10 protein-coding genes are annotated in these 12,562 nt (G+C 62.7%); 3 read left to right on the forward strand and 7 right to left on the reverse strand.

Features of this window, described 5'->3' with window-relative positions:
- Positions 1–14: 14 nt before the first annotated feature.
- From cobB to ACUTSC_RS04805, 6 genes are all read right to left on the reverse strand, one after another.
- Positions 15–851, reverse strand: a complete 837-nt coding sequence (gene cobB / locus ACUTSC_RS04780) for a Sir2 family NAD+-dependent deacetylase (RefSeq protein ID WP_445653117.1) — start codon at positions 849–851, stop codon at positions 15–17.
- 126 nt (positions 852–977) lie between these two features.
- Positions 978–1,904: an N-acetylglucosamine kinase gene (gene nagK / locus ACUTSC_RS04785; RefSeq protein WP_197767650.1), complete on the reverse strand. Its 927-nt coding sequence runs from the start codon at positions 1,902–1,904 to the stop codon at positions 978–980.
- Positions 1,905–1,957: 53 nt separating this feature from the next.
- The gene (lolE, locus tag ACUTSC_RS04790) at positions 1,958–3,205 is read right to left on the reverse strand and encodes a lipoprotein-releasing ABC transporter permease subunit LolE (protein WP_025302503.1); all 1,248 of its coding nucleotides are present in this window, start codon (positions 3,203–3,205) and stop codon (positions 1,958–1,960) included.
- Positions 3,205–3,909 (reverse strand): lipoprotein-releasing ABC transporter ATP-binding protein LolD, encoded by a 705-nt coding sequence (lolD, locus tag ACUTSC_RS04795; protein ID WP_004941120.1) that lies wholly within the window; start codon positions 3,907–3,909, stop codon positions 3,205–3,207. The genes lolE and lolD overlap by 1 nt, the downstream gene beginning before the upstream one ends.
- Positions 3,902–5,104 (reverse strand): lipoprotein-releasing ABC transporter permease subunit LolC, encoded by a 1,203-nt coding sequence (gene lolC, locus ACUTSC_RS04800; RefSeq protein ID WP_197767649.1) that lies wholly within the window; start codon positions 5,102–5,104, stop codon positions 3,902–3,904. Before lolC ends, lolD begins: the two co-directional genes overlap by 8 nt.
- Positions 5,105–5,209: 105 nt before the next feature.
- Positions 5,210–5,851, reverse strand: coding sequence for a helix-turn-helix transcriptional regulator (locus tag ACUTSC_RS04805; protein WP_038877816.1), 642 nt, complete (start codon positions 5,849–5,851; stop codon positions 5,210–5,212).
- A gap of 93 nt (positions 5,852–5,944) precedes the next feature.
- On the opposite strand from ACUTSC_RS04805, the gene ACUTSC_RS04810 reads away from it, so the two are divergent.
- Together ACUTSC_RS04810 and mfd are read left to right on the forward strand one after the other, a co-directional pair.
- Entirely contained in the window at positions 5,945–6,928 is a 984-nt protein-coding gene (locus tag ACUTSC_RS04810; RefSeq protein WP_089185858.1) for a threo-3-hydroxy-L-aspartate ammonia-lyase, read from the forward strand.
- Positions 6,929–7,080: 152 nt separating this feature from the next.
- Positions 7,081–10,554 carry a transcription-repair coupling factor gene (mfd, locus tag ACUTSC_RS04815; RefSeq protein WP_197767648.1) on the forward strand — a complete coding sequence of 1,158 codons (3,474 nt, stop codon included), beginning with the start codon at positions 7,081–7,083 and terminating at the stop codon, positions 10,552–10,554.
- A gap of 34 nt (positions 10,555–10,588) precedes the next feature.
- Here the strand turns inward: mfd and ACUTSC_RS04820 are convergent, their stop codons facing one another.
- Positions 10,589–11,689 carry a diguanylate cyclase gene (locus ACUTSC_RS04820; RefSeq protein ID WP_197767647.1) on the reverse strand — a complete coding sequence of 367 codons (1,101 nt, stop codon included), beginning with the start codon at positions 11,687–11,689 and terminating at the stop codon, positions 10,589–10,591.
- A gap of 200 nt (positions 11,690–11,889) precedes the next feature.
- Between ACUTSC_RS04820 and ACUTSC_RS04825 the strand changes: the two genes are divergently transcribed.
- Complete coding sequence (locus tag ACUTSC_RS04825) at positions 11,890–12,375, forward strand: heme-degrading domain-containing protein (protein WP_197767646.1); 486 nt, start codon at positions 11,890–11,892, stop codon at positions 12,373–12,375.
- The last annotated feature ends 187 nt before the right edge of the window (positions 12,376–12,562 follow it).

The following is a 12,562-nucleotide window of genomic DNA, read 5'->3' on the forward strand; positions in this document are numbered from 1 at the left end:
CCCTGATGCCTTTCTCAGGGCCTGTCGGCCCGCGCCACCTTGCCCACCAGGAACTTGTGCACAAAACGCGGCACCACTTCGCTGGCCAGGCCGTAGTGTTTCTCGTCGAACTGGCTCTCCACCTGGCTCGGCTCCAGGTTCAGCTCCATGGCATAGGCGCCGCCCAGCCGCGCCTCATGCACGAAGCCGGCCGCCGGATAGACGTGGCCGGAGGTGCCGATGGCGACGAAGAAATCGGCCTTGCTCAGCGCCTGATAAATATCGTCAATGCCCAGCGGCATCTCGCCGAACCACACCACGTGCGGCCGCAGCGGCGCCGGGAACTGGCAGCAGTGGCAACGGTCGTCAACGCTGAGATCGCCGGGCCATTCGAACACCTGGCCCGACTGGGTGCAGCGCACCTTCAGCAATTCGCCGTGCATATGCAGCACCCGCTTGCTGCCGGCGCGCTCATGCAGGTTATCGATGTTTTGCGTGACCAGCAGGAAGTTGTCCCCCAGCCACTCTTCCAGGTCCGCCAGCGCACGGTGCGCGGCGTTCGGGGCGATCTCTTCCGTCTGCAGTTGGCGGCGGCGTTCGTTGTAAAACGCCTGCACCAGCGCCGGATCGCGCTGAAAACCTTCCGGCGTGGCGACGTCCTCCACCCGGTGCTCTTCCCATAGCCCATCCGCGGCGCGGAAGGTGCGAATGCCCGACTCGGCCGAAATGCCGGCCCCGGTCAACACCACCACAAACGGCTTTTTCAGCTCGGCCGCCGCCATGGTGTCACGGTGAAAAATGCGTGAACGAAAGCGCTGATGCAGCACATGCTTACTCTTGCGAAACTGACACAGCCGATGGCGAGTGTGCATTAACTCTCTCCTTACTTTTCCCTGTTTACCCTTCTTACTGGACGTTGCGGCGTTGTTGGCTGCATACATTTCCCCCAGTCACTTACTCGAGTAAGCTCCTGGCGTGAATGCCATTGCCGCCTAGCCTCAACGCCCATTACTTTGGGCGACCAAATTGAGGAACGCTGCGCCGCGCACGCCGCCGGCGTCGCCATAGCGCGCCTTCTCGATGCGCGGCAGCCGGGCCACCCGCAGCAGGTGCGCCGGCAGCCGCTGCGGCAACGCCTGGTAAATGGCGTCGAAGTTCGACAGCCCGCCGCCGATCACCACCAGGTGAGGATCCAGCACCGTCAGCAGGTTGCCAAGGCAGATCGCCAGCACGTCCATAAAGCGGTCGACGTGAGCCACCGCCTGCGGCTCACCCGCCTGATAATGCGCAATGATCTCAGTGGCAGGCAAGTGCCGGCCATAGAAATGGGCGTACATCCATTCGAAACCGCGGCCCGATATGTAATTTTCAATGCAACCCTGATGGCCGCACCCGCAGGCAACGCGAGGCACATCACGCCCCAGCACCTCGAGCGCGTCCACCGGCAGGCGCAAATGGCCGAACTCGCCGGCGATATAGTTGCGCCCAGGCACCGTCTTGCCGTCGACGATCAGCCCGCCGCCAACGCCGGTGCCGAGGATGATGCCCAGCACCGTCGGGTAGCGGCGAAACTCGTCGTCCCAGGCCTCCGACAGCGCAAAGCAGTTGGCGTCGTTATCGACCCGCACCTCGCGCCCGATCAGCGCCGCCAGATCGCGCGGCAGCGGTCGCCCCATCGCCGCCGGCACGTTGGCGGTAAACAGCGTGCCGTCATCGTCGTTGGGCAGGCCCGGGATGCCGATGCCGACGCTGCCGCGCCGGCCGCAAAACGCATCCGCCTCAAGGGTCAGATCGCACAGCGTGGCCAGCAGCTGCCGGTAGTCTTCACGCGGCGTCGGCACCCGCTTTTGCCAAATGCGCTGCAGGTTATCGTCGAATACCCCCAGCTCAATCTTGGTGCCGCCCATATCGAAACCGTAGTACATAACCCATCCCCAGGCTAAAAAAACGGGGCGGCATCGCTGCCTCCCCGTGGGTTTTATTGTCCGCTCAGCACCCGCGCCGGATCGATGCGGCTGGCGCGCCTGGCCGGATACCAACTGGCCAACAGGCTCAGCACGATGGCGGTCGCCAACACGATCAGCACATCCAGCCAGTGCAGCTCGGAAGGCAGGAAATCGATAAAGTAGATATCGCCCGACAGGAAGGAGTGGCCGACCAGTTTTTCGATACCCCGGATGATGTTGGTCAGCTGCAGCGAGGCGATCACCCCGATCACCACGCCGCTCAGGCTGCCCAGCAGCCCGGCCAGCAGCCCATACCAGATGAAGATGGCGCGAATAAAGCCGTCTTTGGCGCCCAGGGTGCGCAGCACCGCGATGTCGGCGCTTTTGTCTTTCACCGCCATCACCAGCGTGGAGACAATGTTGAAGCAGGCTACGCCGATCACCAGCACCATAGCCAGGTACATGATGGCGCGGATCATCTGGATGTCGCGGTACATATAGCCGTACTTGCCAATCCAGCTTTTGATGTAGATATAAGAATTGGTCACTTCGCCGGCGTCACGCACCAGCTTGTTGGCGGCGAACACATCGTTCATCTTGAGCGCGATGCCCGTGACGCTGTCACCCATGTCGAGATACTGCTGCGCGTCGGCCAGCGGCACCAGCGCCAGGCTGTGATCGAGTTGGCCGCTGAGCTGCAAAATGCCGGTCACGTGCAGACGGATGCGCTTCGGCTGCAACAGCTTCATTTCCGGGTCGCTGTTGGGGATCATCACCGTCACGTAGGCGCCCTGCTTGACGCCCAGCGCGTCGGCCACGCCCTTGCCGAGGATCACCTGCTGCTCGCCGGGCTTGAAGTTAGCCCAGGCGTCGCCCTGCACATACTGCGGCAGCGCGCTCAGCCGACTTTCCTGCTGCGGATCAACGCCTTTGACTTCCACCGCGCGCAGCTGCGCGCCGTTCTCCATCAGGCCGGTAAAGTTGATGTACGGCGCGGCGGCCACAATGCCCGGCACCTTTTCCACCCGCTGCAGAATCGACGGCCAGCCGCTGAACGGCTGATTGACCGGTTCGAGTTCGCCGTGCGGCACCACCGCCAGAATGCGGTTCTTCAGCTCGCGCTCAAAGCCGTTCATCGCGCTCAGGCCGACGATCAGCACCGCCACCCCCAGCGCGATGCCGATGGTGGAGATGACCGAGATCAGCGACACCATGCCGCCGCGTTTACGGCCGCGGCTGAAACGCAGGGCCGTCAGGAAGGACAGTGAGGCTCCCGCCATTACTCGGCCCCCATCAGGGTCAGCTGCGCCTGCAGGTGGCCGTCGGCCATTTCCAACTGGCGGCTCAGGCGCTTGGCCAACTGCAGATCGTGCGTCACCACCAGGAACGCGGTGCCCTGACGCACGTTCAGCTCGCCCAGCAGATCGAAGATGCTGTCCGCGGTGCGTTTGTCCAGGTTACCGGTCGGTTCGTCCGCCAGCACCAGCGCCGGATTGTTGACCAGCGCACGCGCGATCGCCACGCGCTGACGCTCGCCGCCGGAGAGCTCGGACGGGCGGTGCTTGCTGCGTTTTTCCAGCCCGACCGCCGCCAGCATCTCCCGCGCCTTCTCCTGCGCCTGCGCCGGTTTGGCGCCGCCGATCAGCAGCGGCATGGCGGCGTTTTCCAGCGCGGTGAAGTCCGGCAGCAGATGGTGGAACTGATAGATGAAGCCCAGCTGGCGGTTGCGCAGCTCGGCCTTGGCCGCCGAAGACATGGCGTTCAGCGATTCGCCCTTGAAGATCACCTCGCCGGAGGTCGGTGAGTCCAGTCCGCCCAGCAGGTGCAACAGGGTGCTCTTGCCGGAACCCGAGCTGCCGACGATCGCCATCATCTCGCCCTGCTGCATGGCAAAGCTGACATTGCGCAGCACGTCGGTGTGCAGATTGCCTTCCTGATAGGTCTTGCACAGGTTGTCACACTGCAGCAAAAGATGGTTACTCATAACGTAAAGCCTCAGCGGGTTGTACGGCGGCAGCGCGCCATGAAGGATAAAGCGTGGACAACAGGGAAACCGCCATCGCCACCACGGCGATGATCGTCACCTGCAGCGGATCGACCGCCACCGGCAGCGAAGCGCCGTCGATCAAGGCGCCGAGGATCGGCATCAGGTTATTCAGGTTGGTGGCCAGCAGCACGCCGAGCAGCGTGCCGAGCAGCGAACCGATGATGCCGGCGCTGGCGCCCTGCACCATAAACACTGACATGATCTGGCGGCGAGTCAGCCCCTGGGTCTGCAGAATGGCGACCTCGCCCTGCTTCTCCATCACCAGCAGGCCGAGCGAGGTAATGATGTTAAACGCCGCCACCGCCACGATCAGGCTGAGCAGCAGCCCCATCATGTTCTTCTCCATGCGCACCGCCTGGAACAGCTCGCCCTTGCGATCGCGCCAGTCTTTCCAGACAGTGCCCGCCGGCAACGGCCGTTGGCTGAGGGTATCGACCGTCAGAGGCTGTTGCAGGAACAGGCGCCAGCCGGTGATGTTGCCGGCCGGGTAGCGCATCAGGCGCGAAGCGTCCTGTTGGTTGACCAGCAGCTGATAGCCATCCACCTCGCTGTTGGCGTGGAAGGTGCCGATGAGGGTGAACAGGCGCTGGCTGGGGATGCGGCCCATCGGCGTGAACTGGCTGGCGCTCGGCACCATCACGCGCAGCGAATCGCCGCGCTTGACGCCGAGTTGCCCCGCCAGCTGTTCGCCGATAATGATGTTGTATTGGCCCGGCTGCAGTTGTTGCTGCTTGACGTTGACCAGATACGGGGTCAGCGGATCGGCTTCGTCGGGATTGACGCCGAGCATCACCCCGACCGCCACGCTGCGGGCGCTTTGCAGCACCACGTCACCGGTGGTCAGCGGTGCGACGCGCGTGACGCCCTGCAGCTTCTGCACCTCGGAGGCCGGCAGTTGCTGCGGGTTGACCGATCCTTGCGGACTGGTGACCAACGCCTGCGGCATCAGGCCGAGGATGTTGTTCTCCAGATCCTTCTCGAATCCGTTCATCACCGACAGTACGGTGACCAACGCCATCACCCCCAGCGTAATGCCGATGGTGGAAAGCCAGGAAACAAACCGCCCGAAGCGGTCTGAGGCTCGCCCGCGCATGTAGCGCAGGCCAATGAATAACGCGACAGGTTGATACATGAAATCCGTTTGATAGCCGTGGCTTAAGCAAAGTGATCATGGATAATAAAGGCTCTCCCTCGTTTAGGGAACACCCGGCGGCCTTTTATTGCGCCGGGCGGCCCCTCATCCGGCGTCTCGCTTGAGCAGGTTATAGACCGACACCCGCGAGATGCCGAGCGCTTCGGCCACCATGGTGGCCGCGCCGCGCAGTTGCAAATACCCTTGCTGCTTCAGCTGTTGCACCACCTGAAACCGCTGTTCGGAAGACAAAGCGCGCGGCTGGGTGGCATGCGACGCGGCGAACGCGTTGATCGCCGCGGCGATGTCCGACAGCGAGCGTGCACTCTCCGCCGCCTGCGGCGCGGCGCTTTGCACCACCGCCGTCAGCTGCTGCAGGATAGCGGTGACGCTGTTGAAGATAGACACATCCAGATTGAGGCAAATTGCCGCCACAAAGCGGCCCTGGCTATTGCGCAGGCCGATCGAGGTGCTCTTGGCCGGGCGCCCGTCCGGAAACACGCTGGCGTAGTTCTGCACCACGTCTGGAAACTCCGGCGACGCGATGCGCTCCAGCCCCATTTCCGTCGCGGCGTCGCCGATGCGGCGGTTGGATAGATTGTTGGCGATGGCGACAATGGCGCGATCGGGCTGGGTCAGATCGTGCAGCACCACTTCGCAACCGGGCGCGAACATCACGCCCAACGCCTGAACAATTTTTTCCGCTTCGCGCAGCAACAGCGCATTTTCCTGCCTGAGATCGCTCATTAAGTTAACCATTTGACAATAACTTTACAAAGAGTAAATTAAAAATCCACACCAAGCAATGTATCGTCCATCACTTACCTGTGCGAGGTCGCCATGAGTTCAGTCCCACGCTGCATCACCGCCACCGATATTGCCACCGCCGCCGACGTTATCGCCGGGCATGCCCTGCGCACGCCGGTCATGACTTCGCGCCAGGCCGACCAGATCGCCGGCGCGCAGCTGTTCTTCAAGTGCGAGAATTTTCAGCGCATCGGCGCCTTCAAATTTCGCGGCGCCTATAACGCCATCGCACAACTCAGCGCAGAGCAGCGTCGGGCCGGGGTAATCGCCTTTTCATCCGGCAACCACGCACAGGCGATGGCGCTGGCGGCGCGCGAATTGGGCGTTAGCGCCACCATCGTAATGCCCCATGACGCCCCTGCGGCCAAGCTGGCGGCGACGCGCGGCTACGGCGCCAACGTGGTCATCTATCAGCGCCACAGCGAAGATCGTGAAGAAATCACCCGACGCCTGGCCGCAGAGCGGGGCCTGACGCTGGTGCCACCGTACGATTATCCGCAGGTGATCGCCGGCCAGGGCACCGCCGCCAAGGAGCTGTTTGAAGAGACCGGGCCATTGGATCTGCTGTTGGTGTGCACCGGCGGCGGCGGCCTGCTGGCCGGCAGCGCGGTAGCGGCGCATCACTGGTCGCCGGGCTGCCGCGTGTTCGGCGTCGAGCCCGAAGCCGGCAACGACGTTCAGCAAGCCTTTCAGCGCGGTGAACCGGTGCACATCCCGGTGCCGAAAACCATTGCCGACGGCGCGCAGACCCAACAGGTCGGGCAGCTGACCTTCCCGATCATTCAGGCCTATGTCGAAGGCATTCTGACGGTCAGCGACGCCCAGCTGTGTCGGCAAATGCGCTTCTTTATGGAGCGGATGAAAATGGTGGTTGAGCCGACCGGCTGCCTGGCGGCCGCGGCGGCGATGAACGGCCTGCTCGATCTGCACGGTAAAAAGGTCGGCGTTATCGTCAGCGGCGGCAACCTTGACGTCGACAAGATTGCGCACTATCTCGCCCTGGCCGGCGAAAATTAACGCGGCGCATCGGTTAAATAACAGGCGGAACATCAGGGTATAGCGCTTTTTGCTGTGTCAGTTTGGCGGCCGCTGGGCTACTATAAACAGCATAAAGGCGCTGGGTTATCCGTGCCGGAACGCCCTCTAACACATTGATTAAAGATACCTGAATGAGCACTTCCGATAGCCGTAACCGTTCCTCATCCCCCCGTTATTCTCTGCCCGATCGCGCGGGCGATCTGCGCCAGCTGGGGCAGCTGACCGGCGCGGCCTGCGCCGTGGAGTGCGCCGAGATCGTCGAACGCCATCCTGGCCCGGTGATGCTGATCGCGCCGGACATGCAAAACGCCCTGCGGCTGCGCGACGAGATCCAGCAGTTCACCGACCAGATGGTGACCACGCTGTCCGACTGGGAAACCCTGCCGTACGACAGCTTCTCGCCGCATCAGGAAATCATCTCGGATCGCTTGTCGAGCCTGTATCACCTGCCGACCATGGCGCGCGGCGTGATTATTCTGCCGGTCAACACCCTGATGCAGCGCGTCTGCCCGCACGAGTTCCTGCACGGCCACGCGCTGGTGATGAAGAAAGGCCAGCGCCTGTCGCGCGACAAGCTGCGCGCGCAGCTGGAACAGGCCGGTTACCGCAGCGTCGATCAGGTGATGGAGCACGGCGAATTCGCCACCCGCGGCGCGTTGCTCGATCTTTACCCGATGGGCAGCGATGAGCCTTACCGCATCGACTTCTTCGATGACGAAATCGACAGCCTGCGCATCTTCGACGTCGATACCCAGCGCACGCTGAGCGAAGTCGAGGCCATCAATCTGTTGCCGGCCCACGAGTTCCCCACCGACAAAAACGCCATCGAGCTGTTTCGCAGCCAGTGGCGCGAGCAGTTTGAGGTGCGCCGCGACGCCGAGCACATCTATCAGCAGGTCAGCAAAAGCGCCTGGCCAGCCGGCATCGAATACTGGCAGCCGCTGTTCTTCAGCCAGCCGCTGCCGCCGCTGTTCAGCTACCTGCCGGCCAATACGCTGATCGTCAACACCGGCGATCTGGAGGGCGCCGCCGAGCGCTTCTGGCAGGACGTCAACCAGCGTTACGAAAGCCGCCGCGTCGATCCGATGCGCCCGCTGCTGGCGCCGGATACGCTGTGGCTGCGCGTCGACGCGCTGTTCGGCGAGCTGAAGGCCTGGCCGCGCATCGCGCTGAAAACCGATGAGCTGCCGGCCAAGGCCGGCAATACCAATCTGGACTACCATGCCCTGCCCGATCTGGCGGTGCAAGCGCAGCATAAATCCCCGCTGGATAACCTACGGCGCTTTATCGAAGGCTTCGACGGCAGCGTGATTTTCTCCGTCGAGAGCGAGGGGCGGCGTGAAACGCTGCAGGATCTGCTCGGCCGCATCAAGCTGGCGCCGGCGCTGATTCAGCGCCTCGATCAGGCGGAAACGGCGGGCCGTTACATGATGGTCGGCGCCGCCGAACACGGCTTCCTCGACGGCCTGCGCCAGCGGGCGCTGATCTGCGAAAGCGATCTGCTCGGCGAGCGCGTCAGCCGCCGCCGGCAGGACAACCGGCGCACCATCAATACCGATACCCTGATCCGCAACCTGGCGGAGCTGCATCCCGGCCAGCCGGTGGTGCATCTGGAGCACGGCGTCGGCCGCTACGTCGGCCTGACCACGCTGGAGGCCGGCGGTATCAAGGCCGAGTACCTGATCCTCTCCTACGCCGGTGAAGACAAGCTGTACGTGCCGGTTTCTTCGCTGCATCTGATCAGCCGCTACGCCGGCGGCGCGGACGAAAACGCCCCGCTGCACAAGCTGGGCGGCGACGCCTGGACGCGCGCGCGGCAGAAAGCGGCCGAGCGCGTGCGCGACGTGGCGGCGGAGCTGCTGGATATCTACGCCCAGCGCGCCGCCAAGGCCGGTTTCGCCTTCAAACACAATCGCGAACAGTATCAGCTGTTCTGCCAGAGCTTCCCGTTCGAAACCACGCCGGATCAGGAACAGGCGATCAACGCGGTGCTGAGCGACATGTGCCAGCCGCTGGCGATGGACCGCCTGGTGTGCGGCGACGTCGGCTTCGGCAAAACCGAAGTGGCGATGCGCGCCGCCTTCCTGGCGGTGGAAAACGGCAAGCAGGTGGCGGTGCTGGTGCCGACTACCCTGCTGGCGCAGCAGCACTTCGACAATTTCCGCGACCGCTTCGCCACCTGGCCTATCCGCATCGAGATGATGTCGCGCTTCCGCAGCGCCAAAGAGCAGCAGCAGGTGCTGGACGACGCGGCCGAAGGCAAGGTAGACATCATCATCGGTACCCACAAGCTGTTGCAGAGCGATCTGCGCTGGAAAGACCTGGGGCTGCTGATCGTCGATGAAGAACACCGCTTCGGCGTGCGCCACAAGGAGCGCATCAAGGCGATGCGCGCCGACGTCGATATCCTGACGCTGACCGCCACGCCTATCCCGCGGACCCTGAACATGGCGATGAGCGGCATGCGCGATCTGTCGATCATCGCCACCCCGCCGGCACGCCGCCTGGCGGTGAAAACCTTCGTGCGCGAATACGACAGCCTGGTGGTGCGCGAAGCGATCCTGCGCGAAGTGTTGCGCGGCGGCCAGGTTTACTACCTCTATAACGACGTGGAAAACATCGAGAAAGCGGCGCAGCGCCTGGCTGAGTTGGTGCCGGAAGCGCGCATCGCCATCGGCCACGGCCAGATGCGCGAACGCGATCTGGAACGGGTGATGAACGATTTCCACCACCAGCGCTTCAACGTGCTGGTGTGCACCACCATCATCGAGACCGGCATCGATATCCCCAGCGCCAACACCATCATCATCGAGCGCGCCGATCGCTTCGGCCTGGCGCAGCTGCACCAGTTGCGCGGCCGCGTCGGGCGTTCGCACCACCAGGCTTACGCCTATCTGCTGACGCCGAACCCGAAAGCCATGGGCACCGACGCTCATAAACGGCTCGAAGCCATCGCATCGCTGGAAGATCTCGGCGCCGGTTTCGCGCTGGCGACCCACGATCTCGAGATCCGCGGCGCCGGCGAACTGCTGGGCGAAGACCAGAGCGGCCAGATGACCACCGTCGGTTTCTCGCTCTACATGGAGCTGTTGGAAAGCGCCGTCGATGCGTTGAAAAACGGCCGCGAACCGTCGCTGGAAGATCTCACCAGCAGCCAGACCGAGGTGGAACTGCGCATGCCGGCGCTGCTGCCGGAAGATTTCATTCCCGACGTCAATACCCGTCTGTCGCTGTACAAGCGTATCGCCAGCGCGAAGAGCGACGGCGAGCTGGACGAGCTGAAAGTCGAGCTGATCGACCGCTTCGGCCAGTTGCCGGACGCGGCGCGCAACCTGTTGCAGTGCGCGGCGCTGCGCCTGCATGCACAGAAGCTGGGCATCAAACGCATCGAGAGCAACGAGCGCGGCGGCTTTATCGAGTTCGGCGACAACAACCGCGTCGATCCCGGTTATCTGATCGGGCTGTTGCAGGGCAATCCGCAGGTTTACCGCCTGGACGGCCCGAGCAAGCTGAAGTTCACGCTCGATTTGGCCGATCGCCAGAAACGCCTGACGTTCACCGAAGAGTTGCTGGACGCCTTCCGCGAACACACGCTGGCGGCCTGAGCCAACGCCTCCCGCCGGCACGGTGGGAGGCGGCTTATTCGCGCGGGAAACCGGCGCCCAGCGGCGCCAGCTGCATCACGCGGCTGGTCACCACCCGATTTTTGCCGCTGCGCTTCGCCTCATACAACGCTTCGTCGGTCATGGCGATCGCCTTGTCCAGCGTCATGCCGGGCAGATACAGCGACACGCCGATGGACAGCGTGATGTGCGCTTCATCGTGGGCGTTCAGCAAGAACGTCGAACTCGCCACCGCGCTGCGAATGCGTTCCGCCACCCCGCCGATGACCTGCGGATCGTAGCTGGCGGTGATCACCATAAATTCCTCGCCGCCGTAACGCCCGACAAAGTCCTCGTTGCGCACGCTGTTTTGCAACAGCCGGCCGACGCTGGCCAGCAGCACGTCGCCGGCCGGATGGCCGTAGGTGTCGTTGATCTTTTTGAAGTCATCCAAATCGAGGATCATCAGCCCGCACGGGCGGCGTTCGGCGCGCTGCAGCATCAGGTGATAATCGACGCTGGCGCGGTTGTTGATATGGGTCAGGCTGTCGGTGGTGGCGCGGGCGCGCATCGCGAAATAAGCGTAGATATGGTGCTCTTTGAAATTCAGCGCATGGTAGCAAATCGCCAGGCAGAGTGCGGAAGCCGCCTGGTACAGCAACACGTCCAGCCACAGCCCGCTCATGTCCACCAGCAGCCACACCACAACGATGCGATACAGCGCGATAGCGCCGATCGTCAGATAAAACACCTGATGGGATTTCTTCAGCCACACGCGCGACAGCAGCAGCGGCGCGACAATCGAGGCGATAAACAGGTTATCGACGGTGAAGCCGCCGGTCAGCGCCATGGCGAACAGAAAGCTCACCAGCCCGCTGACGCCGCCGCCGAAGAACGTCACCAGTATCATCGGGATCATCGCAAAGCTGTAGTGCACCTTATCGGTCAGCTCCAGTCGGTCCTGGCTTAGATAGAGCACCGCCACCCCGGCCAGCAGGCCAAAAACAACGCGCTTCCACCGTGCGGATTGGTAAGAAAAAGGGGCATTCTTGCTGAGAACGAAATAGCTTATCGACAGCGTGGCATAGGTGATGCAGGCGTCGCTGTAAAGGGTGGAAATGGACGCAATGTAAGTCATAAATAGTCAGCGCGCTCCTCGGGATCGCCAGGGGTTGATGTGCAGACGTTGAATAACGCATCCCTGTCGTCTCCGCTTAGGCGGCGGCTATTTTACACAGTCTATTAATAGAGTAGCAGTTCTATCTTATCGCCAAGCCGTCTATCTCACGATGCGCGCTTCAGGCTACTCTGTGCTTTGTGTTATCGGGGGAGAACCGCATGAATATCGACGATGAACTGCAGGCGCTCAGCGAACAGGAAGCGACGCTGGCCTTTACCCATTTTGACGCTGCCACCGCCTGGGAGCTGGGCGCGGCGCTGAAAACCGCCGCCGAGCGGCGCGGCCTGAGTATCGCCATCGAGATCCAACTGGCCGGGCAAACGCTGTTTTATTACGCCATGCCGGGCGCCACGCCGGACATTGCCGACTGGGTGCGGCGCAAGCGCAATTTGGTGAACCATTTTCACAAAAGTTCTTACGCCATCGGCCTGCGTCTGCAGCAGCGGCAAACGTCGCTGGAGGAACGCTACGGGCTGAGCGTGCGCGACTATTCGGTGCACGGCGGCGCCTTCCCGCTCACCCTGAGCGGCCTCGGCTGTGTCGGCAGCATCAGCATTTCCGGCGCGCCGCAGAAGGACGATCACCAGCTGCTGGTGAGTACTTTAGCGAACTTTCTCGGCTTATCTCTGCCCGAACTCCACTAGCCGTTAAAACCTCGGTTATTCCTTTCCTTTTCAGCCGCAGAATCTGCGGCTGACTTATCTATTATCGGTATTTAGCGCCAAACAAAAGGGCGACTCTCTGATTTCCTGCGCCAAATTGACACAGGTCTGGTAATCCGCCGAACAAAAGGCGTATGGTATCTGTCACGTGACAAGACGGACCTCATCG

It is taken from the genome of Serratia sp. TSA_105.2, assembly GCF_052692115.1.

Bases quoted from the DNA above. Each gene is read 5' to 3' on its own strand.
- cobB (WP_445653117.1), bottom strand. From the start codon at position 851: ATGCACACTCGCCATCGGCTGTGTCAGTTTCGCAAGAGTAAGCATGTG.
- nagK (WP_197767650.1), bottom strand. From the start codon at position 1,904: ATGTACTACGGTTTCGATATGGGCGGCACCAAGATTGAGCTGGGGGTA.
- lolE (WP_025302503.1), bottom strand. From the start codon at position 3,205: ATGGCGGGAGCCTCACTGTCCTTCCTGACGGCCCTGCGTTTCAGCCGC.
- lolD (WP_004941120.1), bottom strand. From the start codon at position 3,909: ATGAGTAACCATCTTTTGCTGCAGTGTGACAACCTGTGCAAGACCTAT.
- lolC (WP_197767649.1), bottom strand. From the start codon at position 5,104: ATGTATCAACCTGTCGCGTTATTCATTGGCCTGCGCTACATGCGCGGG.
- ACUTSC_RS04805 (WP_038877816.1), bottom strand. From the start codon at position 5,851: ATGAGCGATCTCAGGCAGGAAAATGCGCTGTTGCTGCGCGAAGCGGAA.
- ACUTSC_RS04810 (WP_089185858.1), top strand. From the start codon at position 5,945: ATGAGTTCAGTCCCACGCTGCATCACCGCCACCGATATTGCCACCGCC.
- mfd (WP_197767648.1), top strand. From the start codon at position 7,081: ATGAGCACTTCCGATAGCCGTAACCGTTCCTCATCCCCCCGTTATTCT.
- ACUTSC_RS04820 (WP_197767647.1), bottom strand. From the start codon at position 11,689: ATGACTTACATTGCGTCCATTTCCACCCTTTACAGCGACGCCTGCATC.
- ACUTSC_RS04825 (WP_197767646.1), top strand. From the start codon at position 11,890: ATGAATATCGACGATGAACTGCAGGCGCTCAGCGAACAGGAAGCGACG.